Below are 23,314 nucleotides of genomic sequence, written 5' to 3'. Positions count from 1 at the left end.
GCTGGGCGTTGAAGGTCAAATCGCTCCGCTGAGCTGGGAAAACAGTTTCTTTGGCCTTAACAGCGGGCTACTGACGCTTGCTAACGGCGTGTCGCTTGAAACGACTCAGTTACAAGACTATGACCTTGTGCAGGTGAAAGTGCTGTCGCAGCAGACGGCCGAGCTGGATGCGCTAAGTTCGCTGGGCTTCCGCCTGGTGGAAGGCGAAGCGGATTTTGTACTGGGAACAGGCGCTGGCGGAAGGCCCGAAGGGATCCGTATCGCCCGCAAAGAGCATATTCCCGCTTTGCGTGAAGCCGCCAGCGGCGCTTTTGCTTACAGCCGTTTTCGTGAACCCTGGTATCAGCCAGGCGACAGCGCGCGCTTTTACGCGCAGTGGATTGAAAATGCCGTGCTGGGGACGTTTGATCATCAGTGTCTGATCGCCGTTAGTGACACGGGCGATCTTCAGGGGTTTATCTCGCTGCGTGAACTGGCAGACGGCAGTGGCAGAATCGGCCTGCTGGCTACGCTGCCGGAAGCCCAGGGCCTGGGTGTGGGACAGCGCATGATTGAAGCGGCTTCTGACTGGTGTCGCGCTCGCCGCCTGAGCCGTCTGCACGTTGCCACACAACTGGGCAATCTGCCTGCGCTCCGGCTCTATCTTCGTTGCGGTGGCGTAATTGAACGCACCGCTTACTGGCTCTACAGGTAACGCTATGATCCCGTTTAATGCCCCGCCGGTGGTAGGAACCGAGCTTGAATATATGCAGTCGGCCATGGGAAGCGGCAAGCTGTGCGGTGACGGTGGGTTTACCCGTCGTTGTCAGCAGTGGATGGAAAATAAGTTCGGCAGTAAAAAAGTCCTGCTAACGCCATCCTGCACCGCCTCGCTGGAAATGGCCGCCATTTTGATCGATATCCAGCCTGGCGATGAAGTGATCATGCCAAGCTACACCTTCGTGTCGACCGCTAATGCGTTTGTGCTGCGCGGCGCGACGATTGTGTTTGTGGATATTCGTCCCGATACGCTGAATATGGACGAAACACTGATCGAAGCCGCTATTACCGAAAAAACCAAGGCGATTGTGCCGGTTCACTATGCGGGCGTTGCCTGTGAGATGGACGCGATTATGGCGCTGGCAGACAAGCATAAGCTGTTTGTCATTGAAGATGCGGCGCAGGGCGTCATGTCTACTTATAAAGGTAAAGCGCTGGGCACCATCGGCCATATCGGCTGTTTCAGCTTCCACGAAACCAAAAACTACACCGCTGGCGGGGAAGGCGGCGCGACGCTGATTAACGATCCATCGCTGGTTGAACGCGCTGAAATCATTCGTGAAAAAGGCACCAACCGCAGCCAGTTTTTCCGTGGGCAGGTGGATAAATACACCTGGCGGGATATTGGCTCCAGCTATCTGATGGCGGATCTCCAGGCCGCGTACCTGTGGGCGCAGCTGGAAGAGGCTAACCGGATTAATGAGCAGCGCCTGCGGCTGTGGCAAAACTACTACGATGCATTGCAGCCGGTTGCCGCCAGCGGCAGAATCACGCTGCCTTCTATTCCGGCGTCCTGCCAGCACAATGCACATATGTTCTACATCAAGCTGCGGGATAACGATGATCGTTCGGCGCTGATCGACTGGCTGAAGGAAGCGGAAATCCTGGCGGTTTTCCACTATATCCCTCTGCATTCTTCGCCAGCCGGGCAGCGTTTTGGCCGCTTCCATGGCGCTGACCGCTATACCCGTTTTGAAAGCGAGCGTCTGCTGCGCCTGCCTCTTTTTTATAACCTCTCTGACAATAATCAGAAGACGGTCATTAACTCTCTGCTGAGCTACTTTTCCTGATATGTCACTGGCTAAAGCTTCGGTGTGGACGGCAGCGTCCACACTGGTAAAAATCGCTGCCGGTTTACTGGTGGTCAAAATGCTGGCGGTTTCGTTTGGGCCGAGCGGCGTGGGGCAGGCGGGCAATTTTCGTCAGCTGATTACCGTCCTTGGCGTACTGGCCGGTGCCGGTATCTTTAACGGTGTCACCAAGTATGTGGCGGAATATCAGCAGCAACCAGAGCGGCTACAGGCTGTTACCGCGACGGCTTCAGCGATGGTGCTGGCGTTTTCCACCCTGTTAGCCGTCGTTTTTCTGCTGTTTGCGCAGCCTATCAGCATCGGGCTGTTCGGCCACGACAACTATCAAAACGTGGTGCGCATAGTTGCCTTTTTGCAGATGGGTATTGCCTGGGCCAACCTGGCGCTGGCGATCGTCAAAGGCTTTCGTGATGCGCGAGGCAATGCGCTGGCGCTGATTATCGGCAGTCTGACTGGCGTGGCGGCGTGGTTTGTTTGTTTCTGGCTGGGCGGCTACAGCGGCGCACTGGTTGGCATGGCGATGGTGCCTGCACTGGTCGTGATACCGGCAGCAATAATAGTGGCGAAACGCGAGCATCTGCCGCTGCATTTCCTCAGGCCCGCCTGGCATAGCGATATCGCCCGCAACCTGGGGAAATTTACCCTGATGGCGTTGATGACGTCCGTCACGCTACCGGTCGCCTGGATAATGATGCGTAATCTGCTGGCGGAGCACAACGGCTGGGAGCAGGTGGGATTATGGCAGGGTGTCACCAGCATTTCAGATGCGTATCTACAGTTCATCACCGCATCGTTTAGCGTTTATTTGCTGCCCACGCTGTCGAAACTGACCGACAGGCAGGCTATCTCGCGCGAAATATTTCGCTCGCTGCGCTTTGTGCTGCCCGCAGTAATGGCGGTCAGTTTAACCGTCTGGCTGCTGCGCGATGTCGCTATCTGGCTGCTGTTTTCCAGCAAGTTTACCGGCATGCGCGACCTGTTTATCTGGCAGCTCACCGGCGATGTCTTTAAAGTTGGCTCCTACGTCTTTGGCTATCTGGTGATTGCTAAAGCGTCGCTGCGTTTTTATCTGTTGACCGAGCTGGGGCAGTTTATATTGCTGACGCTATTTGCCCGCTGGCTGATCCCTTTGCACGGTGCGACAGGCGCGGCACAGGCCTATATGGCTACCTATATCGTCTATTTCGCGCTCTGCGCTGGCGTATTCTTTCTTTATCGTAGACAAGTATGACAACACTGATTCACGTTCTCGGCTCGGCCATTGCACACCATAACCAAACCGTGCTGCGATTTTTTAATGATGTTATTGCCCGGACGCTGCCCACGTCTGCCCCCCGGCAGTTTTGGATTGTCGGGGAAGCGCCTGCCTCGGCAGAATTTGACCGGCTTGCGATTCGCTGGTTTGCAAATAAGAAGGCGATTGCGCGGGCGGTAACGGAACGCGCTCAGGCTGACCGACAGACGAAATTCTTTCTGCATGGTCAGTTCAATCCTCGCCTGTGGCTGTCGATTCTGCTGGGCAAAATTCGGCCATCACAGCTTTGCTGGCATATCTGGGGCGCCGATCTGTATGAGCAGGCGGGTGGGCTGAAATTCCGGCTGTTTTACAGCATGCGTCGGCTGGCGCAAAAAAGAGTGGGGCACGTGTTTGCCACGCGCGGTGATATCGCGCATTTTCATCAGCGGCACCCTTCGGTACCCGCCTCACTGCTCTATTTCCCCACGCGTATGGCGCAGGTCGAACTGCCGCAGACGGCTAAAAGCGAGACCCTGACGATCCTGGTCGGCAACTCTGGCGATGCCAGCAACCGCCATATTCAGGCGTTGCAGGAAATCCATCAGCAATTTGGTCAGCAGGTAAAAGTGATCGTGCCGCTGGGCTATCCGGAAAATAACGGCGCTTATATTCAACGTGTGCGCGAAGCGGGAGAAGCACTCTTTCCTGCCGAAAGCCTGGCGATCCTGAGCGAAAAACTCGCTTTCCCTGACTATTTGCAACTGCTGGCAGAATGCGACCTGGGCTATTTCATTTTTGAACGCCAGCAGGGGATTGGCACGCTGTGCCTGTTGATTCAGGCCAATATCCCCTTTGTTATTAACCGAAAAAATCCTTTCTGGCAGGATTTAACCGAACAGCAGGTACCGGTGTTGTTTGCGGGTGATGCGCTTGACCGCCAGGTGATAGAAGAGGCCCGGCGACAGATGATGGGGTTGGATAAATCGACCATCGCGTTCTTCGAGCCGGCTTACCTGGCGGGCTGGAAACAGGCGCTCGCTCTGGCAGAAGGAGAAGCGGCATGATGCTCTCGCAATTTGCTGGCCTGCTGGTCGTGTGGCTGCTTTCGCTGGGATTAATCCTGACGCTGACCTGGCGTGAGTTTCGCCGCGTACGTTTTAATTTTAACGTCTTTTTCTCGCTGCTGTTTTTCCTGACCTTCTATTTCGGTTTCCCGCTGACCAGCCTGCTGGTGTTCGGTTTCAACGTAACCGTGGTGCCTGCGGAGTATTTGTTGCAGGGAATGCTCGCCGCTACCGGGTTTTATGGCATTTACTATGTCAGCTATAAAACCCGTTTGCGGGCGGTGGATAACAGACCGGATCGTCAGGCTTTTACCATTAACCGGGTGGAGGCACATCTTACCTGGGGCATTCTGGCGCTGATTGCGCTGGGCACGGTTCTGGTCTTTTTCCTGCATAACGGTTTTCTGCTGTTTAAGCTGCATAGCTACAGCCAGATCTTCTCGGCGGAGGTGTCGGGCGTAGCGCTCAAGCGCTTCTTTTACTTCTTCATCCCGGCGATGCTGGTGGTTTATTTTCTCCAGCCTACTTTCCGTAACTGGCTGCTGTTTTTGGTCGCTACCGTAGCATTTGGCCTGCTGACCTACGCGATTGTGGGCGGAACCCGAGCCAATATCATTATCGCTTTTGCGCTGTTCCTGTTTATCGGCATTATTCGGGGTTGGATAACGCTGTGGATGCTGGCAGCCGCAGGCGTGGCGGGCGTGGTCGGGATGTTCTGGCTGGCGCTGCGTCGCTATAACCTTGACGTCAGCGGATCGGAAGCGTTTTACACCTTCCTTTATCTGACTCGCGATACCTTCTCGCCATGGGAAAACCTTGGCCTGCTGCTGCAAAATTACGACAAAATTGATTTCCAGGGGCTGGCACCCATCGTGCGTGATTTCTACGTGTTTATCCCCAGCTGGTTATGGCCGGATCGCCCCTCCATCGTGCTGAATAGCGCTAACTACTTTACCTGGGAAGTGCTGAAGAACCATTCCGGGCTGGCTATCTCGCCAACGCTGTTAGGTTCGCTGGTGGTAATGGGCGGTGCCTGGTTTATTCCGTTGGGTGCCGTGGCGGTGGGGATGATCATCAAATGGTTCGACTGGCTCTATGCGAAAGGTCGTAATGAGACCAATCGCTTTAAAGCAGCGATTTTACAAGGTTTTTGCTTCGGTGCGGTGTTCAATATGATCGTGCTTGCCCGCGAAGGGCTGGATGCGTTTGTGTCCCGCGTGGTGTTTTTCTGCCTGGTTTATGCGGTAGCCGTGATTGCCGCCAAATTGCTGTACTGGCTGCTGGATAGCGCTGGACTGATTCGTCCACGCCCTACCTCCGTTTCTCTTCCGGCGCAGAACTGAATGCCCGCTGCTCTGATTAAGGATTATATAATGGACGCACCTTCGTCTGTGCCTCAGTACGCAATCCGTGGCTTTACGCTGTGGGGTTTCCGCGATATGTCGGCTTTTATTGACTATCTGTGGCAGGAAAATAGCCTGAAAACAGGCACTCTGGTGGCAATCAATGCTGAGAAAGTCCTGACCGCTGAAAGCCAGCAGGAGATATACCAGCTGATTAACGCGGCGGAATATAAATATGCCGACGGCATCAGTATTGTTCGCTCAATCCGCAAGAAGTATCCGCAAGCCGACGTTTCGCGTATTGCCGGAGCCGATCTGTGGGAAGGTCTGATGGAACGCGCCGGGCGGGAAGGAACGCCGGTTTTCCTGGTGGGCGGCAAGCCCGGTATTCTCACGCAAACGGAAGATAAGCTGCGGCGGCAGTGGAATGTAAACATTGTTGGTTCGCAGGATGGTTATTTTGCGCCTGCCGATCGCGACGCTCTGTTTGCCCGCATCGCCGCCAGTGGCGCGAAGATTGTCACCGTAGCGATGGGATCGCCGCGTCAGGAGATATTGATGCGTGATTGTAAGGCGGTGTATCCGCAGGCGCTCTATATGGGCGTAGGCGGTACCTACGATGTTTTTACCGGCCATGTCAGGCGTGCGCCGCTCATCTGGCAAAAAATGGGGCTGGAATGGCTCTACCGCCTGATTGTGCAACCTTCGCGGATACGTCGTCAGCTAAAACTGCTGAAATATCTGCGCTATCACTGGCGTGGCGATCTTTAATTTTTGCCTTTTCCACCTCGTCAGTGATTCAAAAGCAACGGATTAACGGCTAAAAATAGCCTAAAACGTACGTAGTTTAGACAGAATGCACAAAGCGTAAGCAAACAGTGGTTTTTGTGAAAAAAGCCCTGGACAGGATCGGCTCTAGTCCGTAATATGCCCATCCGCAACGGCGCAACGCGCCCGTAGCTCAGCTGGATAGAGCGCTGCCCTCCGGAGGCAGAGGTCTCAGGTTCGAATCCTGTCGGGCGCGCCATTAAGTTTGTGCGCAAGAGCTGCGGTGGTAGTATTACCGCGTTAGGAAGTAAGCAGTACAGCAGTAGGGGTGGTGGCTATAGCTCAGTTGGTAGAGCCCTGGATTGTGATTCCAGTTGTCGTGGGTTCGAGTCCCATTAGCCACCCCAGATTTTGTCAGGTATGCGAAGGTGGCGGAATTGGTAGACGCGCTAGCTTCAGGTGTTAGTGTCTTAACGGACGTGAGGGTTCAAGTCCCTCTCTTCGCACCACAAAATCGAAAGCAGTAAAGAAAGCAGTATCGTTCGGCGAGTAGCGCAGCTTGGTAGCGCAACTGGTTTGGGACCAGTGGGTCGGAGGTTCGAATCCTCTCTCGCCGACCATCTTTCGAAATCTCGCTAAGGCGGGGTTTTTTGCTTCAAGTCTGTGGATTTGAGCAGCAGCAGTTAAAAAAGTTTTCGGCGAGTAGCGCAGCTTGGTAGCGCAACTGGTTTGGGACCAGTGGGTCGGAGGTTCGAATCCTCTCTCGCCGACCATCTTTCAAGAAACCCGCTTCGGCGGGTTTTTTTGTCTCTGTGGCTCACAGAGGATGAGAACCTCCGAAGGAGGTTTGAGCCGAGCGCAGCGAGACAACGTTGCTTTAGCAACGGCCCGCAGGGGAATAATCCTCTCTCGCCGACCATCTTTCAAGAAACCCGCTTCGGCGGGTTTTTTTGTTTTTGTCGTTTATTATCCTGAGGCTGTCTCCGTTCAGAGACGATTAAATTATTGTAAAGTAAAGGTTTTACATAACCATGCTTAGGCTGTCGCCAGTAAGCGACAATCTGCATCAAATTGCGTAAGGGAATGCTGTCTGAAAAGGGATCTGCGACCAAAGATGCAGTGAATGCAGCTGTTAATCATGACATTAAAACGATTACGGTACTTATTGGCAACCTGGCACGCTTAGTGCATCATAAGCAGCGTAGATGCTCATTCCACCTCTTATGTTTGCGCAAGCTTCATAAACCCGGGAATGATGCAGAGCCCTTTACGGTACCTGTTGTCCACCTGCCGCTATCGTCATTTGACCTTAACGGCGACCCGGGCACTGCGTTGAGTCAGGTACCAGCCAAATTGTCTTACGACCTGTTTTTTTACACCTGTCATTACGGCAGGTGTTTTTTTTGCCGGTTATAGCTAAAAAAAAAACCGGGCGGATGCCCGGCTTGTGGAGAGGAATGCAGACGCTACGGATTGTTTTTTAGCGTCAGTAACAGCCCGTCACGTCGCATTTGCGCGGCTTCTTCGGGCTTGTGCTGTTTATCCAGCGTGTCGGCCAGCCAGGCATAGTCAAAGGCATCAGGACGCTGTTGTAATGCTGCCCGGAAAGCCTCACTGGCCCGTTCCCATTCACCGTGCTTCATCAGCAGCTGCCCCAGCGTACTGTGCAGCAGTGGCGTTGCGCCATGCTGTTTGATTTGCTGACGAAGCGCTTTCTCAAGCTGCTCAGGATTACCGGTTTTTAGTCGCGGCATCAGCAGCACCAGACGTTCATCGTAGCCGCGCTTCAGACCATCCAACACAATTTCCTGCGCGGTTTGATGATCGTCGCAGACAATCAGATGGTCGGCCATGGCAACTTGCAAGGCTGTCTCATGCCGCGTTTTACGGCTCTGATTGTGCCACCAGCGTTTCAGCCCATCGCTGCCCTGATCGGCCATTGCCTGGCTCATTAATCCCAGCCAGGCTTCCTGCTGGCGTGCCAGACGATGCGTATCATCCGCCACTTTCGCTTTTTCCATCGCTGGCAGAATGTCGAGCAGCGCGCTCCAGGCACCCGTGCGAACGTAGGCCTGTTCAGCAAGGCGCAAAACTTCAGGATGGCGAGGTGCGACCTCAAGCAGATGATCAATACCGTGACGGGCAGCATGATCTTCGTTACGCGCCAGCTGTAGACGAACACGGGTAATCTCTACCGGCAACTGATCGCTGCCAGCCAGTTCAGCGGCACGCTCAAGATGCTGATTAGCACGGATTTCATCGCCGCGCTGCTGAGCCGCCTCTGCCGCCAGCAGATAGTTAACCACCGGCTGCTCCGCATGATCGGCATTGCGCGACAGCAGTTTTTCCACTTCCTGGTAATCGCCTTCCGCCAGCTTGATTAGCGCAGCGTTAGTCTGCTTACGCGCGCGGCTGCGTTTGCGTCCTCTGAACCAGCCGCGGGTTTTTACACCGGTACGGAACACGCGACGCAGGACCCATTCCACAAACAGGATCACCAGTAATGACAGGATCAGGATGATCGCCATGCCCGTCACGCTGGTTTCGATATTCCAGCTGTCGGTCTGGATCAGGACATAGCCTTGATGACCCGCAATCATTGGGCCAAGCACGATCCCGGCCATCAGTAACAGAAACAGTATCAGGACTTTAAGCATGCTTATTCTCCCTGCTGCTGTTGCCCGGCACCGGGCTGGGCGAGCAGGTTGCGTACGCGTATTTGCATCAGCTTATCCAGTAGCGGCTGGCTTTGCAGAGCATCCGGTACGTCCATGGAGACGTTCTGCTGGCTCAGTTCGTCCAGCTGGCTGAGAAAGGCTTTGGTCGCCGGATCGTTGGTATCAAACCAGGCTCGCACCCAGGTAGAGACCGTGTCGATAGACTGTTTGAAAATTTCATCCTGATGGCGTGGCACGGCCTGAGCGGCAATCAGCAGACGCGAGCGGATATTTTCACGCAGGTAAACATCCTGATTGGGTGCTAACAACGGTTCAGCGGTGGTATCGCGACGACGGATGGTGATGAAATCATCCATAAAGTTATGCCAGCTTTTTACCAGATTCTGACGCCATTCACGCAGGGAAGACGAAAGTTCCCCGCTGTCGGCATCCATCGGCGCATCGTCGCTGTCGTTGTCGGCAAGACGAAGGTTATCGACCCCGTTGGAAAGCTGATTCAGCTTGAGGATAATGCCGTCATAGTCGACCTGGCTGACCGCGGAAAGGGAACTGATATCCTGGGTCAGCGCACGCCGTGCATCGATCAGGCTGGGATCGTTCATGTCTGCCAGACTGGCATCTGCACTTTTTAACAGCGCAGCGGCAGTGGTGACATCCTGATCGCTCCACAACTTGCGTCCCGCCAGTTTTACCAGGTAATCAGCCTGCGCCAGAAGCCAGGTGTGAGCATCGTTACCGGAAATAGTGGCAACCTTTTCTTTCAGCTCGTCCAGCTGCTGGCTCATGGCCGTTTGGCGATCGCGTGCGGTGGCCAGTGCACTGGTTTGCTCATCCAGCTGACGGGTCAGTTTCTGCTTTTCGCCTGCGGAGTATTGTTGTAGCTCGGCAAGTTGACCGGCCAGCGCCTGGTTCGCCGCAGTTTGCTGGCGAGCCTGATGCTGAGCATTAATATAAAGTCCCACGCCCGAGGCCACTGCGATAGCAATAGCCAGCACAGCCAGTGCCGTGGCGGTATTGCGCGGCTTACGGCCGGGTTTTTTCTCTGGCGTTGAAGTCTCTACCGCTGGGGGTGTCTCTTCAACCAGGGCAGAGGAATCTTTTTGTTCCGTCATTTTGGCACATCCCATATTTAAGTTTATTGTAACGCGCGTAACAGGGCGTCGTTATCGGCACCATCGGCTACCCTGATTTTGCGCCAACCCAGTTCCCTGGCGCGGATAGCCAAACGTTCACTGACCACCAGCAGCTGGCAATGCATAAGCCATTCCTCTCGATCAATCTCCGGGAACAGCGAAAAAAGCTGCTGAAGCATTTCGCCGCTGGTCACAACCAGCGTATCGATGCCGCGATCTCGCCAGCGGCGACCCTCGACGGCACCTTGATATATTTTTGCACAGCGTTGATAGCATTCAACAAACTGTACATCAGCACCGCGCTGTTGCAAGGTTTCTGCAAGCAGTTCACGACCGCCATTGCCGCGCAGGATGAGCGCGCGCTTTCCGGCGACCTGCTGTAAAGCAGGCAGCTGTATCAGTATTTCACTGGTTTCCCGCTCGTGCGGCCAGACGACATCCAGCCCGCTGACGGTATGCAGCGCCAGCGCGGTAGTGCGACCTATTGCATAATAGTGCAGGTTGGCGGGCCATGTTACGCCCGCTCGCGTTAAAACCGGCTGGGCATAATGAATGGCGTGCTGTGAGAGGAGGAAAACCAGGTCGCCTTCCTGTTGCAAGGCAAGCTGGGCAGGAAGTCCGTCCAGCCCTGTGCCTGGCGTAAATTCAATTAACGGCATTGACCAGGCGACCCTGCCAGCCTTGCGTAAACGGCTGACCAGCTCTTCAGCCGCTGGCGCTGGGCGGGTCACCAGGATAGTCATTCAGGCGGATTTCCCTGGTAGACCTCGGCCAGGATTTCACGAGCGCCGTTGTTCAGCAGCTCTTCGGCCAGTGAAATCCCCATTTTTTCTGCATCTTCGCGCGGACCACGGCGCTCCCCACGGATCATCGTTTTTCCGTCTGGAGAACCCACCAGCCCGCGCAGCCACAGTTCATCGTCCTCGAGCAGCGCAAAACTGCCGATTGGAACCTGGCAACCGCCTTCAAGACGCGTGTTCATCGCGCGTTCCGCTTTAACACGAATGGCAGTGTCGTCATTATTTAACACGGATAGCAAAGTGATAGTTTGTGCGTCATCAAGCCGACACTCAATTCCCACTGCGCCCTGGCCTACCGCAGGCAGGGACTCTTCGGCGGGCATAGCATGACGGATCCGATCCGACAGCCCCAAACGCTTCAGTCCCGCGACAGCAAGAATAATGGCGTCATAATCGCCGGCATCCAGCTTGCTCAGACGCGTGCCGACGTTACCGCGCAAAGAGCGGATAATCAGATCGGGACGACGGGCGCTGAGCTGACACTGACGACGCAGGCTGGAAGTGCCGACAACCGCACCCTGAGGCAGATCGTCCACACAATTAAAGCGATGAGAAACAAAGGCATCAAGCGGATCTTCCCGCTCGCAGATCGTGACCAGCCCCAGCCCCTGCGGGAAGGCAACGGGCACATCTTTCATGGAGTGCACGGCAAGATCGGCACGTCCATCCAGTAAGGCCTGCTCAAGCTCTTTGACGAACAGGCCTTTTCCGCCGACCTTTGCCAGTGGCGTATCAAGGATGATGTCACCTTTAGTGACCATAGGGACCAGTTCAACGCGCAGGCCCGGATGAGCGGCCATCAGACGCTGTTGAACATAATGTGCCTGCCACAGCGCAAGCGGACTTTGCCTGGTGGCTATTCTTAAAATTTTGTCTAACATGCTTGTTACCGTTTTTATCGTTCATTGATTATCCTATCATTGATACGGGAAGGCTGTCAGTTTCTGCGCTTTGAAACGGCACGGAAGGGACGGATTCCTGGGGCTACGGTCCGGGCGATGGTAAAACGTGCTAAACTGTTAAGTAGCGCAACTTTCTTTACGGTCAACCGACCAGGTGTTAGATTGATCACGTTTCCAGCAATAATTCGCACGACTATTTTTAAAGCAAGCGGCGGAGCTTGGAAACCGGGTTTTTTATAAGCACTGGGATAATCAGGCGAGACGTCTTGTACCTCTACATAGAGACACTGAAACAGAGACTGGATGCCATCAACCAGCTGCGCGTCGATCGCGCCCTGGCGGCCATGGGACCTGCTTTTCAACAGGTATACAGTCTGCTGCCGACCTTATTACATTATCATCATCCATTGATGCCGGGTTACCTTGCGGGTAACGTTCCCCATGGCATCAGTTTCTACACGCCTGATGAAAGTCAAATAAGCTATCTTAATGATTTAGAAGGTGAATCTGGCGCCAGCGCTGCCCTGACGCCGCGTGGCGAAATGCCGATTACCGGCGTCTATTCCATGGGTAGCACCTCCTCGGTGGGTCAAAACGCAAACTCAGACCTCGATATCTGGGTTTGTCATCAGTCGTGGCTGGATAACGAAGAGCGCCTCGCGCTGCAAAAGAAATGTACGCAGCTCCAGAAATGGTGCGCGGGAATGGGGCTGGAAGTTAGCTTCTTCCTGATTGATGAAAACCGCTTCCGTCATAATGAAAGCGGGAGCCTCGGTGGTGAAGACTGCGGTTCAACTCAACATATTTTGCTGCTGGACGAGTTCTATCGTACGGCGGTGCGCATGGCCGGTAAGCGCATTTTGTGGAACATGGTGCCGGGCGAAGAAGAAGAACATTACGACGATTACGTGATGTCGTTATATCAGCAGGGCGTACTGACGCCGAATGAGTGGCTGGATCTGGGCGGGCTCGGCACGCTTTCGGCGGAAGAATACTTTGGTGCCAGCCTGTGGCAGCTCTATAAAAGTATCGACTCCCCCTACAAGGCCGTGCTGAAAACCCTATTGCTTGAAGCCTATTCCTGGGAATATCCCAGTACGCGGCTGCTGGCGATGGATATTAAACAGCGCCTGCATGATGGCGAAATCGTCTCCTACGGTCTCGATCCCTATTGCATGATGCTTGAGCGCGTAACGCACTATCTTACCAGCATTGAGGATCATGCCCGCCTCGACCTGGTGCGCCGCTGCTTCTATCTGAAAGTTCGCGAAAAGCTGTCGCAAGGCAATGACACGCCAGGCTGGCGACGCGAGATCCTCAGCCAGCTGATCGGCGAATGGGGCTGGGATGAAGAGCGTTTAGCCATGCTCGACAGCCGCGCGGACTGGAAAATTGGCCGCGTTCGTGAAGCGCATAACGAACTGCTGGATGCGATGATGCAAAGCTATCGCAATCTGATCCGCTTCGCCCGTCGCAACAATTTAAGCGTCAGCGCCAGCCCGCAGGATATTGGCGTATTAACGCGTAAACTGTACGCGGCGTTTGAAGCGCTGCCGGGCAAAGTGACGCTGTTGAACCCACAGATTTCGCCCGATCTCTCCGAGCCTCACCTGACTTTTATTCATGTACCGCATGGGCGTGCCAATCGGGCCGGCTGGTATCTGTACAATCAGTCGCCGGATATGCAATCGATCATCAGCCATCAGCCGCTGGAATATAACCGCTATCTGAACAAGCTGGTGGCATGGGCCTGGTTTAATGGCCTGTTAACCAGCAAAACCCGCCTGCATATTAAAGGCAATGAAATTTGCGACCTGGCGCGTTTGCAGGAGCTGGTCGCGGACGTATCGCACCATTTTCCTTTGCGGTTGCCCGCGCCAACGCCTAAGGCGCTTTACAGCCCGTGCGAAATTCGCCATCTGGCGATTATCGTCAATCTGGAGCACGATCCGACTGCGGCTTTCCGTAACCAGGTGGTGCACTTTGATTTCCGTAAACTGGACGTCTTCAGCTTTGGCCAGCAGCAGCAATGTCTGATTGGCAGCATCGATCTGCTGTATCGCAACTCGTGGAATGAGGTGCGCACGCTGCATTTCAACGGCGAGCAGGCGGTCATTGAAGGGCTGAAAACCATTTTGGGCAAAATGCACCAGGATGCCGCGCCGCCAGATGCCGTGGAAGTATTTTGCTACAGCCAGCATTTACGCGGTTTGATTCGTACCCGCGTGCAGCAGCTGGTTTCTGAGTGCATTGAGCTGCGCCTCTCCAGTACGCGTCAGGAGCCGGGCCGCTTCAAAGCCGTGCGCGTAGCGGGCCAGACCTGGGGGTTGTTCTTTGAACGGCTGAGCGTTTCGGTGCAGAAACTGGAAAATGCCGTAGAGTTTTATGGTGCAATTTCCAATAACAAACTGCATGGCCTGTCGATTAAGGTAGAAACTGACCAGTCCCGTTTACCTGCGGTGGTTAACGGCTACGCCAGTGAAGGCATCATCCAGTTCTTCTTTGAAGATACCCGGGACGATCACGGCTTTAATATCTACATTCTGGATGAGACTAACAGGGTAGAAATCTATCACCATTGTGAAGGCAGCAAAGAAGAGCTGGTGCGTGATGTCAGCCGTTTCTACTCCTCCTCGCACGATCGTTTTACCTATGGCTCCAGCTTTATCAATTTCAATCTGCCGCAGTTTTATCAAATTGTGCAGGTGGACGAGCGCTTCCAGGTGATCCCTTTCCGTAGCCAGACGCTGGCACAGCTGTGCGCAAACGCGTCGGATAATGATCCTAATGGCGAGCATACGCCGCGCTATCAGATGCATTAACCGACGTCTGGTAACCACTGAGTTGGCGTTGTCCCGGCGCGGACAACCGCTTCCCTTTCTGCGACATTCATTCACCTTTTCCTGTTGCTTTTAGCACTTCACCTGCGATGATAGACAACCAACAGGCATCAATAACGAGCAGAAGAAGCATGAACAAAATGATTTGCCGGATGGCGCTGGCGCTGGCCGTAGTCAGCCTGGCGGGATGCGGACTGAAAGGCCCTTTGTATTTCCCGCCACAGGAGCAGCCGCATAAGCCCGTCGCTCCCCTGAGTAAACCCGCTGGCAGCAAGACGCAGCAGCAGTCAGCCACCTCCGATTCGGACTCGCAATCGGCTCAGTAAATATGACGCACTCGTTGGAGCCAAAAATGCAGTTCTCCAAAATGCACGGTCTGGGCAACGACTTTATGGTGGTCGATGCCGTGACGCAAAACGTCTATTTCTCCCCGGAACTGATCCGTCGCCTGGCGGATCGTCATCTGGGGATCGGCTTCGATCAGCTACTGATCGTTGAACCGCCGTACGATCCTGACCTGGATTTTCATTATCGCATTTTTAACGCTGACGGCAGCGAAGTGGCTCAGTGTGGCAACGGCGCACGCTGTTTCGCCCGTTTTGTGCGGCTGAAAGGCTTAACCAATAAGAGCGATATCCGCGTCAGTACGCAGACGGGCCGTATGGTGCTTAGCGTCACGCCGGACGAGCTGGTTTGCGTCAACATGGGTGAACCCAATTTTGAACCGCAGCAGGTTCCTTTCCGCGCCAATAAAGCCGAAAACCTCTATCTGATGCGCGCAGCCGAACAAACCATCATGTGTGGCGTGGTTTCAATGGGCAATCCTCACTGCGTATTGCAGGTTGATAGCGTGAAAACCGCGCTGGTAGAAACGCTGGGACCGGTGCTGGAAAGCCATGAACGCTTCCCGGAACGCGTAAACGTCGGCTTTATGGAAGTCGCCAGCCGCGAACATATCCGGCTGCGCGTCTATGAACGTGGCGCGGGTGAAACCCAGGCCTGCGGCAGCGGAGCCTGTGCGGCAGTAGCAGTAGGCATTCAGCAGGGGCTACTGGCAGAAAAAGTCAGAGTCGATCTGCCTGGCGGCAGCTTAAATATTGCCTGGAAAGGGCCGGGTCATCCGCTGTATATGACCGGACCTGCCACTCATGTCTATGACGGATTTATTCATCTATGAAACCCAACGGAGCAGCCGCCAGCTTATGAAAAACGTCGGTGAACACCAGACCGCCAGCGAGTTTTTGCTGGACGATCGAGCGGTCAGCGATTATCTGATACAAAATCCAGATTTCTTTATCCGCAATGCGCGTCAGGTTGAACAGATGCATGTTCCTCACCCGGTGCGGGGGACAGTTTCTCTGGTTGAATGGCAGCTGGCGCGCCAGCGTAATCAGATTGGCCAGCTGGAAGAGGAAATTACCCTGCTGATGGAACAGGCCAATGCTAACCACCAGCTGTTCGATCGCCTGCTGGCGCTTCAGGCCCGGCTGGCCTCGGCGCCCAGCCTGCACGATATGCTTAACCGGCTGCACCGTTGGGCGCGGGAACTCGGCCTGGCGGGCGCGAACGTGCGCTTGTTCAGTGAAAAATGGCGTATTGGCGCGCCCTCCGACTTTACCCAACTGTCGCTTTCCCGGCAGGCTTTTGAAGCGATCCGTATTCAGCGTTTGGGTAAGCAAAATCACTATTTGGGCAACCTGAACGGGCCTGAACTGCTGCTGCTGCTGCCGCAGGCGAAAGCGATTGGATCGGTTGCAATGTCGTTGATGGGAGAGAAAGGCGATCTGGGCGTGTTGATTTTCAGCAGCCGCGATACCCAACACTATCAGTCGGGCATGGGAACGGTATTGTTACAGCATCTTGCGGAAATGCTGCCTGAACTGTTGCAGCGCTGGGTGGAACGCGCATGAGTGCCGACTCTCCTCTGCTGCCGGCGGTAGAGGGTTTTCTGCGCTATATGAAAGTGGAGCGCCAGCTCAGCCCACTGACGCAAAGCAACTATCAGCGCCAGCTTACGGCCTGCATCACGCTGCTTGATGAAATGAAACTGACCGGCTGGGATAAACTGGACGCGGCTCAGGTGCGTTCGCTGGCGGCACGCAGCCGGCGCGCGGGCCTCAAACCCGCCAGCCTGGCGTTGCGCCTTTCTGCGCTGCGCAGTTTCCTTGACTGGCAAATCAGTCAGGGCATGTTAAAGGCAAATCCGGCAAAGGGCGTTGTAACTCCACGTGCGTCACGGCATCTGCCAAAAAATATCGACGTCGATGACGTTAACCAGCTGCTGGAAATCGATCTGAACGATCCGCTGGCGGTTCGCGACCGTGCCATGCTTGAAGTCATGTACGGTGCCGGGCTGCGCCTGTCGGAACTGGTTGGGATTGATATTGGCCATCTCGATTTGGCCTCCGGCGAGGTCTGGGTGGTGGGTAAAGGTAGCAAAGAGCGCCGTTTACCTGTGGGTCGGACGGCGGTGATCTGGCTGGAAAACTGGCTGGCATTGCGCGAACTTTTTGCGCCGGAAGATAACGCGGTATTTCTGTCAAAGCAGGGAAAAAGAATTTCCGCTCGCAACGTGCAGAAGCGTTTCGCTGAGTGGGGCGTTAAGCAAGGCGTCTCCAGCCATATCCATCCGCATAAGCTGCGGCATTCATTTGCCACTCATATGTTGGAATCCAGTGGCGATCTGCGAGCCGTCCAGGAACTCTTGGGCCACGCTAATCTCACTACGACGCAAATTTATACCCATCTCGACTTCCAACATCTGGCTTCGGTTTACGATGCCGCCCATCCCCGTGCTAAACGAGGAAAATCCTGATGCACTTTTACCGCCCGCTCCGGCCGATTGCGGCCATGACTTTTGATCTGGATGATACGCTGTACGATAACCATCCTGTTATCAGCCGCACCACAAAAGAATCTCACGCTTTTTTACAGGCTTATCATCCGCAGCTGAACCAGTTTAGCGTCCAGCAATATCAGCAATTGCGTGACAGCCTGCGCGAGCAGGAGCCGGAAATTTACCACGATGTCAGCGAGTGGCGACGTCGTGCGGTAGAGCTGGCAATGCTGAATGTGGGCCTGACCGCCACAGAAGCGGATAAAGGTTCGCGCGAGGTGATGGCGCACTTCGCCCACTGGCGCAGCCAGATTGAAGTGCCGGAAGAGACACATATCACGCTGGCTGCGCTGGCCCAGCGTATACCGCTGGTTGCGATCACTAACGGCAATGCGGAGCCTCATCTTTTCGGCCTGGATAAATACTTCAAGTTTATTCTGCGAGCCGGGCCGCATGGTCGCGCTAAGCCTTACCACGATATGTATCACCTGGCGGCGGAAAAGCTCAATCTTCCGCGGGAAAACATCCTGCACGTTGGTGACGATCTCACTACGGACGTAGCGGGTGCGGTGCGCTGCGGGATGCAGGCATGCTGGATTAACCTGCGCGGCGGCAACCTGATGCACATCGACGACGGGCGTCTGCTGCCGACGCTGGAAATTTCGCAGTTGGCATCGCTGACCGCGCTGATATAATACGCTGGTTAAATATCCAGTGGAGCGCATGACGCTCCCCTTTACCTGACGGTGCCTATGGACGTTTCTGACCTGCTCGACAGCTTGAATGACAAACAACGTGAGGCCGTCGCCGCGCCGCGCAGCAATTTGCTGGTGCTGGCGGGTGCGGGCAGTGGTAAAACTCGCGTTCTGGTTCACCGGATTGCCTGGCTGCTGGCGGTAGAAAACTGTTCGCCTTACTCCATCATGGCCGTGACCTTTACCAACAAGGCTGCGGCTGAGATGCGTCATCGTATTGAGCAGCTGATTGGCACCAGTCAGGGCGGTATGTGGATTGGTACCTTCCATGGCCTGGCGCACCGCCTGCTTCGCGCGCACCATCTGGATGCGAATCTGCCGCAGGATTTCCAGATTCTGGACAGCGACGATCAGATGCGATTGCTTAAGCGCCTGATTAAAGCCATGAATCTGGATGAGAAACAGTGGCCTGCCCGTCAGGCGATGTGGTACATCAACGGCAAGAAAGATGAAGGGCTGCGCCCAAAACATATCGAAAGCTACGGCAATCCGATAGAGCAAACCTGGCTGCGGGTTTATCAGGCCTATCAGGAAGCCTGCGATCGCGCCGGGCTGGTCGATTTTGCCGAACTGCTGCTGCGCGCCCACGAGCTGTGGCTCAACAAGCCGCATATTCTGAATCATTATCGCGAGCGTTTTACCAATATTTTGGTGGATGAGTTCCAGGATACTAACAACATCCAGTACGCCTGGATTCGCATGCTGGCTGGCGACAGTGGCAAAGTGATTATCGTTGGGGATGACGATCAGTCGATTTACGGCTGGCGTGGTGCGCAGGTTGAGAATATCCAGCGCTTCCTGAATGATTTTAACGGTGCGCAGACGATTCGTCTGGAGCAAAACTACCGCTCAACCAACAATATTCTGAAAGCGGCGAACGCCCTGATTGCCAATAATACCGGGCGTCTGGGTAAAGAGCTGTGGACCGACGGCAGCGATGGCGAGCCTATCTCGCTCTACTGCGCCTTCAACGAGCTGGATGAAGCCCGCTTTGTGGTCAACCGCATTAAGGTGTGGATGGAAAACGGCGGCGCGCTGAACGACTGCGCCATTCTTTATCGCAGCAACGCCCAGTCGCGCGTGCTGGAAGAAGCGCTGTTGCAGACCAGCATGCCTTACCGCATCTATGGCGGTATGCGCTTCTTCGAGCGCCAGGAAATCAAAGATTCTCTGGCCTATCTGCGGCTTATTGCCAATCGTAATGATGATGCTGCTTTCGAACGCGTGGTGAACACGCCGACCCGTGGCATTGGCGATCGCACACTTGATGTGGTGCGTCAGACGGCCCGCGAGCGCCAGCTGACGCTCTGGCAGACGGCCCGCACGCTATTGCAGGAAAAAGCGCTGGCTGGCCGCGCCGCTTCTGCACTGCAACGCTTCACCGAGCTGGTGGATTCTCTGGCGCAGGAAACCAGCGAACTGCCGCTGCACGTGCAGACCGACCGGGTGATTAAAGATTCCGGCCTGTGGCTGATGTACGAGCAGGAAAAAGGCGAAAAAGGCCAGGCGCGTATTGAAAACCTTGAGGAACTGGTCAACGCCACGCGGCAGTACAGCTATCAGGATGAAGATGAAGACCTGATGCCGCTCCAGGCATTTTTGTCCCACGCGGCGCTGGAAGCGGGCGAAGGTCAGGCCGATAAGTGGCAGGATGCGGTGCAGCTGATGACCATGCACGCAGCGAAAGGCCTGGAGTTTACCCAGGTGTTTATCGTCGGGATGGAAGAGGGCATGTTCCCAAGCCAGATGTCGCTGGAAGAGGGCGGCAGGCTGGAGGAGGAGCGCCGTCTGGCCTATGTGGGCGTCACGCGCGCCATGCAGAAACTGACGCTAACCTATGCGGAAACGCGTCGTCTGTACGGTAAAGAAGTCTATCACCGCCCGTCGCGTTTTGTCGGGGAGCTGCCGGAAGAGTGTGTGGAAGAGGTGCGCCTGCGCGCCAGCATCAGCCGACCGGTCAGCCATCAGCGTATGGGTACGCCAGTGGCGCAGAACGACAGCGGCTTTGCTTTGGGTCAGCGCGTGCGTCATGCGAAATTCGGTGAAGGCACCATTGTGAATCTGGAAGGCAGTGGCGACCACAGTCGTCTTCAGGTGGCTTTTCAGGGCCAGGGGATCAAATGGCTGGTTGCCGCCTACGCGAAGCTGGAAACCGTCTGAGGCCCCCTGTTTCATTCTGAATCTTTATTATCCGGGGTTGATGTTGACGCCATTTTCAGCACAGCGTAACATGCGCGCACCATCATCCTGAGAGGACATTCGCCTTGGACACACCCAGTAGATACTGGCTCATTGACCTGCACACCAGGTACAACTCCTAAGGCTATCCTCTTCCGCCGATAGCCTTCGTGGTTGTTGGCGACCCGCATTTAAGTCGCTCTGAGTCAGATCGACCGAAACGTCGACGTTTCCCGTGTTCAAGCGCCAGTCCCTGTTATTTCGAATTGGGAGTACAGCTATGCTGAGCGCATTTAAACTGGATCAAAGCCGCCTGTCTCGTCTTGAGTTGGATGAAGCCAATGATGAACTGGTCAGTTCGGTCTGGGTTGATCTGATCGAGCCAGAGGAAAACGAGCGCGATCGCGTGCAGAGCGAATTAGGTCAGAGTCTGGCCACGCGTCCTGAACTGGAAGATATTGAAGCTTCAGCACGTTTTTTTGAAGATGAAGACGGCCTGCATATCCACTCCTTTTTCTTCTATGAAGATGCGGAAGACCATGCCGGTAACTCAACCGTTGCTTTTACCATCCGTGAAGGACGCCTTTATACCCTGCGTGAGCGCGAGCTGCCTGCTTTCCGCCTTTACCGTATGCGTGCGCGTAACCAGGTATTGATCGATGGCAATGCTTACGAGCTGCTGCTGGATCTGTTCGAAACCAAAATCGAACAGCTGGCCGACGAAATCGAAAACATCTACAGCGATCTGGAAAAGCTCAGCCGGGTCATTATGGAAGGGCAGCAGGGTGATGAGTTTGATGCAGCGCTTTCTACCCTGGCAGAACTGGAAGATATTGGCTGGAAAGTGCGCCTGTGCCTGATGGATACTCAGCGAGCGCTGAATTTCCTGGTGCGCAAAGCGCGTCTGCCGGCAAACCAGTTAGAGCAGGCGCGTGAAATCCTGCGGGATATCGAATCGCTGCTGCCGCATAATGAATCGCTGTTCCAGAAGGTTAACTTTCTGATGCAGGCGGCCATGGGCTTTATCAACATCGAGCAGAACCGCATCATCAAAATCTTCTCGGTAGTTTCTGTGGTGTTCCTGCCGCCAACGCTGGTCGCTTCAAGCTACGGTATGAACTTTGAATTTATGCCTGAATTGAAATGGAGCTTCGGCTACCCTGGCGCGATTTGCCTGATGATCCTGGCTGGGCTGGCACCTTACGCTTACTTTAAGCGAAAAAACTGGCTTTAACGCGGATGGATTACGGGCGTCAGTGATAAACGCTCCGTTGATCGAGCCTGTTGTAAGACAGGCTCTTTTTTCTGAGTGTCTGCCCTTCGCGCAGCCGTGCTCCTTTGATTATCCGAGCGTCACTCGTTCAGTTATCACACGGCTTCCTTCTTCCCTCGTTTCAACGCCCACAGCGCATCAAATATAAATAACGCCAGCGCCGCCCAGATAAAGCTGAAGGTGACGGCCTTGTCCGGCGTCATGTGTTCGCCATAAAAGATCACTGCCAGCAGGAACATCAGCGTTGGCCCAAGATATTGAAAGAAACCTACCGTTGATAGCCGTAAACGGGTACAGGCTGCGGTGAACAACATCAGTGGAATAGTGGTGACAATCCCGGCGGCAATTAACAGCAGATTGAGCGATAAGGCATTGTGGCTCAAATGACTGGTACTGCTGTCGGCAAAGCCAAACAGATAAAGCGCAGCAAAGGGCAACAGCCAGCTGGTTTCCAGCAGCATGCCGGTTTGGGCATCAACGGCAATTTTTTTACGCAGCAGACCATATAAAGAGAAGGTGACTGCCAGGCCGAGCGCAATGACCGGGACCGAGCCAAATTTCCAGAGCTGCACCAGCACGCCGCAGGCGGCCAGCGCGACGGCAAGCCACTGCAAACGGCGAAACCGCTCGCCCAGAAAGACCATGCCGACCAGCACATTTAGCAAGGGATTAATAAAATAGCCCAGGCTGGCTTCCAGCAGATGTTGGTTATTGACCGCCCAGATAAAAATCAGCCAGTTGCTGCACACCAGGATGGCAGAAACAGCCAGCAGCAGCACCTTTTTAGGCTGTTTAAGGGTGGCCTTCACTTTATGCCAGTTACGGCTCAGGCTCAGTAAAATCAGCATAAAAAAGAATGACCAGATCACGCGGTGAGTCATGATTTCGCCCGGCGCAACCTGCTGTAGCAGTTTGAAATAAGCGGGGGCGATGCCCCAGATAAAATAGGCACCCAACGCATAAAAAATACCCTGTCGGGTTTGCTGTGCGTCCATCCAGATTGGCTCCTTGTCAGTAACAGCGATATTGCAATAGTTAACGGCCGCAGGCGGTATGAAATACCGATCGGCCAACGGGGACTAGCCAACGAGATAGGTTGCCGTCGCGCTGGCGATATAAAGGCCGGTGTCATTGTGCAGCTCCACTCTGGCAACCGCGACTTTATTACCTCCGCGTAACAGGCTGCTGGTGGCGATAAAGCGCTCACCGCGTCCCGGGCGCAGGTAATCGACACGTAAATCGATTGTCCCCATGCGTGACAGGCGCTGGCGCAGCTCTTCTTCGGTAATTGTCGGCTGACGCGTTAATGCGCTACCGACGCACACTAAACCTGCGGCAACGTCCAGCACTGAGGCAATCACCCCGCCGTGCAAAATTTTTTGCGCAACGTTACCGACCAGTTGAAGCTGGTTTACAAAACTAAGCTCGGCATAGTCCGGTTCAAGCCTGTCCAGTGTTAAACCGAGCGCTCGATTAAAAGGCATATCGTAAACAAAAATTTCACCGATCAGGCGGCGAGCGGCGTCCTGATCTAATGGCGTAGCAGACATCATCGGGTGATTCCTTTAGGGAAAACAGGTGGAAGCGCTTCATCTTACTGACTATTTTATGCCGCGCAAAAATGGCTTTCCACTTTACAAAAACAGCACTAATGCCC

21 protein-coding genes, 5 tRNA genes and 1 other RNA gene are annotated in these 23,314 nt (G+C 54.7%); 21 read left to right on the top strand and 6 right to left on the bottom strand.

Features of this window, described 5'->3' with window-relative positions; all coding sequences use genetic code 11:
- Window position 1: 1 nt before the first annotated feature.
- The 12 genes from rffC to EHV07_RS22260 all read left to right on the top strand — a co-directional run bounded on the left by rffC (window position 2) and on the right by EHV07_RS22260 (window position 7,181).
- On the top strand, window positions 2-694 hold the full coding sequence (gene rffC, locus EHV07_RS22315; protein ID WP_147200701.1) for a dTDP-4-amino-4,6-dideoxy-D-galactose acyltransferase: 693 nt from the start codon (window positions 2-4) through the stop codon (window positions 692-694).
- Window positions 695-698: 4 nt separating this feature from the next.
- A complete protein-coding gene (gene rffA, locus EHV07_RS22310; protein ID WP_147200276.1) occupies window positions 699-1,829 on the top strand; it encodes a dTDP-4-amino-4,6-dideoxygalactose transaminase in 1,131 nt (376 codons plus the stop codon).
- Between the two features lies 1 nt (window position 1,830).
- Window positions 1,831-3,081: a lipid III flippase WzxE gene (gene wzxE, locus EHV07_RS22305; protein ID WP_147200275.1), complete on the top strand. Its 1,251-nt coding sequence runs from the start codon at window positions 1,831-1,833 to the stop codon at window positions 3,079-3,081.
- Window positions 3,078-4,151 carry a TDP-N-acetylfucosamine:lipid II N-acetylfucosaminyltransferase gene (locus EHV07_RS22300; protein WP_147200274.1) on the top strand — a complete coding sequence of 358 codons (1,074 nt, stop codon included), beginning with the start codon at window positions 3,078-3,080 and terminating at the stop codon, window positions 4,149-4,151. The genes wzxE and EHV07_RS22300 overlap by 4 nt, the downstream gene beginning before the upstream one ends.
- Complete coding sequence (wzyE, locus tag EHV07_RS22295) at window positions 4,148-5,494, top strand: ECA oligosaccharide polymerase (RefSeq protein WP_147200273.1); 1,347 nt, start codon at window positions 4,148-4,150, stop codon at window positions 5,492-5,494. Before EHV07_RS22300 ends, wzyE begins: the two co-directional genes overlap by 4 nt.
- A 30-nt stretch (window positions 5,495-5,524) precedes the next feature.
- Complete coding sequence (wecG, locus tag EHV07_RS22290) at window positions 5,525-6,265, top strand: lipopolysaccharide N-acetylmannosaminouronosyltransferase (RefSeq protein WP_147200272.1); 741 nt, start codon at window positions 5,525-5,527, stop codon at window positions 6,263-6,265.
- Between the two features lie 179 nt (window positions 6,266-6,444).
- Window positions 6,445-6,521: transfer RNA gene (locus EHV07_RS22285), tRNA-Arg, on the top strand.
- Window positions 6,522-6,593: 72 nt separating this feature from the next.
- Window positions 6,594-6,669, top strand: a tRNA-His gene (locus EHV07_RS22280).
- A gap of 15 nt (window positions 6,670-6,684) precedes the next feature.
- Window positions 6,685-6,771 (top strand) — tRNA-Leu (locus tag EHV07_RS22275).
- A gap of 34 nt (window positions 6,772-6,805) precedes the next feature.
- Window positions 6,806-6,882 (top strand) — tRNA-Pro (locus EHV07_RS22270).
- A gap of 76 nt (window positions 6,883-6,958) precedes the next feature.
- A tRNA-Pro gene (locus EHV07_RS22265) sits at window positions 6,959-7,035 on the top strand.
- A 32-nt stretch (window positions 7,036-7,067) separates the two neighbouring features.
- Window positions 7,068-7,181: non-coding RNA, RtT sRNA (locus tag EHV07_RS22260), on the top strand.
- 547 nt (window positions 7,182-7,728) lie between these two features.
- Here the strand turns inward: EHV07_RS22260 and hemY are convergent.
- The 4 genes from hemY to hemC are packed head-to-tail and all read right to left on the bottom strand — an operon-like array spanning window position 7,729 to window position 11,754.
- Window positions 7,729-8,919: a protoheme IX biogenesis protein HemY gene (gene hemY, locus EHV07_RS22255; RefSeq protein ID WP_147200271.1), complete on the bottom strand. Its 1,191-nt coding sequence runs from the start codon at window positions 8,917-8,919 to the stop codon at window positions 7,729-7,731.
- Between the two features lie 2 nt (window positions 8,920-8,921).
- Window positions 8,922-10,052, bottom strand: a complete 1,131-nt coding sequence (hemX, locus tag EHV07_RS22250; RefSeq protein WP_147200270.1) for a uroporphyrinogen-III C-methyltransferase — start codon at window positions 10,050-10,052, stop codon at window positions 8,922-8,924.
- Between the two features lie 23 nt (window positions 10,053-10,075).
- On the bottom strand, window positions 10,076-10,816 hold the full coding sequence (gene hemD / locus EHV07_RS22245) for a uroporphyrinogen-III synthase (RefSeq protein WP_147200269.1): 741 nt from the start codon (window positions 10,814-10,816) through the stop codon (window positions 10,076-10,078).
- Window positions 10,813-11,754 carry a hydroxymethylbilane synthase gene (hemC, locus tag EHV07_RS22240; RefSeq protein ID WP_147200268.1) on the bottom strand — a complete coding sequence of 314 codons (942 nt, stop codon included), beginning with the start codon at window positions 11,752-11,754 and terminating at the stop codon, window positions 10,813-10,815. Before hemC ends, hemD begins: the two co-directional genes overlap by 4 nt.
- 287 nt (window positions 11,755-12,041) lie before the next feature.
- On the opposite strand from hemC, the gene EHV07_RS22235 reads away from it, so the two are divergent.
- From EHV07_RS22235 to corA, 9 genes are all read left to right on the top strand, one after another.
- Window positions 12,042-14,597 carry a class I adenylate cyclase gene (locus tag EHV07_RS22235; protein WP_147200267.1) on the top strand — a complete coding sequence of 852 codons (2,556 nt, stop codon included), beginning with the start codon at window positions 12,042-12,044 and terminating at the stop codon, window positions 14,595-14,597.
- Window positions 14,598-14,746: 149 nt separating this feature from the next.
- On the top strand, window positions 14,747-14,941 hold the full coding sequence (locus EHV07_RS22230) for a lipoprotein (RefSeq protein WP_147200266.1): 195 nt from the start codon (window positions 14,747-14,749) through the stop codon (window positions 14,939-14,941).
- A gap of 26 nt (window positions 14,942-14,967) precedes the next feature.
- Window positions 14,968-15,792 (top strand): diaminopimelate epimerase, encoded by an 825-nt coding sequence (gene dapF, locus EHV07_RS22225; RefSeq protein ID WP_147200265.1) that lies wholly within the window; start codon window positions 14,968-14,970, stop codon window positions 15,790-15,792.
- 25 nt (window positions 15,793-15,817) lie between these two features.
- Entirely contained in the window at window positions 15,818-16,525 is a 708-nt protein-coding gene (locus EHV07_RS22220) for a DUF484 domain-containing protein (protein WP_147200264.1), read from the top strand.
- Window positions 16,522-17,430, top strand: a complete 909-nt coding sequence (gene xerC / locus EHV07_RS22215) for a tyrosine recombinase XerC (RefSeq protein ID WP_147200263.1) — start codon at window positions 16,522-16,524, stop codon at window positions 17,428-17,430. The genes EHV07_RS22220 and xerC overlap by 4 nt, the downstream gene beginning before the upstream one ends.
- Window positions 17,430-18,146 (top strand): 5-amino-6-(5-phospho-D-ribitylamino)uracil phosphatase YigB, encoded by a 717-nt coding sequence (yigB, locus tag EHV07_RS22210; RefSeq protein WP_147200262.1) that lies wholly within the window; start codon window positions 17,430-17,432, stop codon window positions 18,144-18,146. Before xerC ends, yigB begins: the two co-directional genes overlap by 1 nt.
- Before the next feature lie 57 nt (window positions 18,147-18,203).
- Entirely contained in the window at window positions 18,204-20,366 is a 2,163-nt protein-coding gene (gene uvrD / locus EHV07_RS22205) for a DNA helicase II (protein WP_147200261.1), read from the top strand.
- Between the two features lie 104 nt (window positions 20,367-20,470).
- The gene (ysgD, locus tag EHV07_RS25240; protein ID WP_370569929.1) at window positions 20,471-20,527 is read left to right on the top strand and encodes a YsgD/CorL family protein; all 57 of its coding nucleotides are present in this window, start codon (window positions 20,471-20,473) and stop codon (window positions 20,525-20,527) included.
- 137 nt (window positions 20,528-20,664) lie between these two features.
- Window positions 20,665-21,618 carry a magnesium/cobalt transporter CorA gene (gene corA / locus EHV07_RS22200; RefSeq protein ID WP_147200260.1) on the top strand — a complete coding sequence of 318 codons (954 nt, stop codon included), beginning with the start codon at window positions 20,665-20,667 and terminating at the stop codon, window positions 21,616-21,618.
- A 134-nt stretch (window positions 21,619-21,752) separates the two neighbouring features.
- On the opposite strand, the gene rarD is transcribed toward corA, so the two are convergent.
- Both rarD and EHV07_RS22190 read right to left on the bottom strand, forming a co-directional pair.
- Window positions 21,753-22,652, bottom strand: a complete 900-nt coding sequence (gene rarD / locus EHV07_RS22195; protein ID WP_147200259.1) for an EamA family transporter RarD — start codon at window positions 22,650-22,652, stop codon at window positions 21,753-21,755.
- Window positions 22,653-22,736: 84 nt separating this feature from the next.
- Entirely contained in the window at window positions 22,737-23,207 is a 471-nt protein-coding gene (locus EHV07_RS22190; protein ID WP_147200700.1) for a thioesterase family protein, read from the bottom strand.
- Window positions 23,208-23,314: the final 107 nt, after the last annotated feature.

The organism is Pantoea sp. CCBC3-3-1 (genome assembly GCF_007981265.1).
Taxonomy (GTDB): domain Bacteria; phylum Pseudomonadota; class Gammaproteobacteria; order Enterobacterales; family Enterobacteriaceae; genus Erwinia.
Note: the sequence above shows the minus strand (reverse complement) of the source record. Positions and strands in the feature narration are given on the sequence as shown.

Bases quoted from the DNA above. Each gene is read 5' to 3' on its own strand.
- rffA (WP_147200276.1), top strand. From the start codon at position 699: ATGATCCCGTTTAATGCCCCGCCGGTGGTAGGAACCGAGCTTGAATAT.
- wzxE (WP_147200275.1), top strand. From the start codon at position 1,831: ATGTCACTGGCTAAAGCTTCGGTGTGGACGGCAGCGTCCACACTGGTA.
- EHV07_RS22300 (WP_147200274.1), top strand. From the start codon at position 3,078: ATGACAACACTGATTCACGTTCTCGGCTCGGCCATTGCACACCATAAC.
- wzyE (WP_147200273.1), top strand. From the start codon at position 4,148: ATGATGCTCTCGCAATTTGCTGGCCTGCTGGTCGTGTGGCTGCTTTCG.
- wecG (WP_147200272.1), top strand. From the start codon at position 5,525: ATGGACGCACCTTCGTCTGTGCCTCAGTACGCAATCCGTGGCTTTACG.
- hemY (WP_147200271.1), bottom strand. From the start codon at position 8,919: ATGCTTAAAGTCCTGATACTGTTTCTGTTACTGATGGCCGGGATCGTG.
- hemX (WP_147200270.1), bottom strand. From the start codon at position 10,052: ATGACGGAACAAAAAGATTCCTCTGCCCTGGTTGAAGAGACACCCCCA.
- hemD (WP_147200269.1), bottom strand. From the start codon at position 10,816: ATGACTATCCTGGTGACCCGCCCAGCGCCAGCGGCTGAAGAGCTGGTC.
- hemC (WP_147200268.1), bottom strand. From the start codon at position 11,754: ATGTTAGACAAAATTTTAAGAATAGCCACCAGGCAAAGTCCGCTTGCG.
- EHV07_RS22230 (WP_147200266.1), top strand. From the start codon at position 14,747: ATGAACAAAATGATTTGCCGGATGGCGCTGGCGCTGGCCGTAGTCAGC.
- dapF (WP_147200265.1), top strand. From the start codon at position 14,968: ATGCAGTTCTCCAAAATGCACGGTCTGGGCAACGACTTTATGGTGGTC.
- EHV07_RS22220 (WP_147200264.1), top strand. From the start codon at position 15,818: ATGAAAAACGTCGGTGAACACCAGACCGCCAGCGAGTTTTTGCTGGAC.
- xerC (WP_147200263.1), top strand. From the start codon at position 16,522: ATGAGTGCCGACTCTCCTCTGCTGCCGGCGGTAGAGGGTTTTCTGCGC.
- yigB (WP_147200262.1), top strand. From the start codon at position 17,430: ATGCACTTTTACCGCCCGCTCCGGCCGATTGCGGCCATGACTTTTGAT.
- uvrD (WP_147200261.1), top strand. From the start codon at position 18,204: ATGGACGTTTCTGACCTGCTCGACAGCTTGAATGACAAACAACGTGAG.
- corA (WP_147200260.1), top strand. From the start codon at position 20,665: ATGCTGAGCGCATTTAAACTGGATCAAAGCCGCCTGTCTCGTCTTGAG.
- rarD (WP_147200259.1), bottom strand. From the start codon at position 22,652: ATGGACGCACAGCAAACCCGACAGGGTATTTTTTATGCGTTGGGTGCC.
- EHV07_RS22190 (WP_147200700.1), bottom strand. From the start codon at position 23,207: ATGTCTGCTACGCCATTAGATCAGGACGCCGCTCGCCGCCTGATCGGT.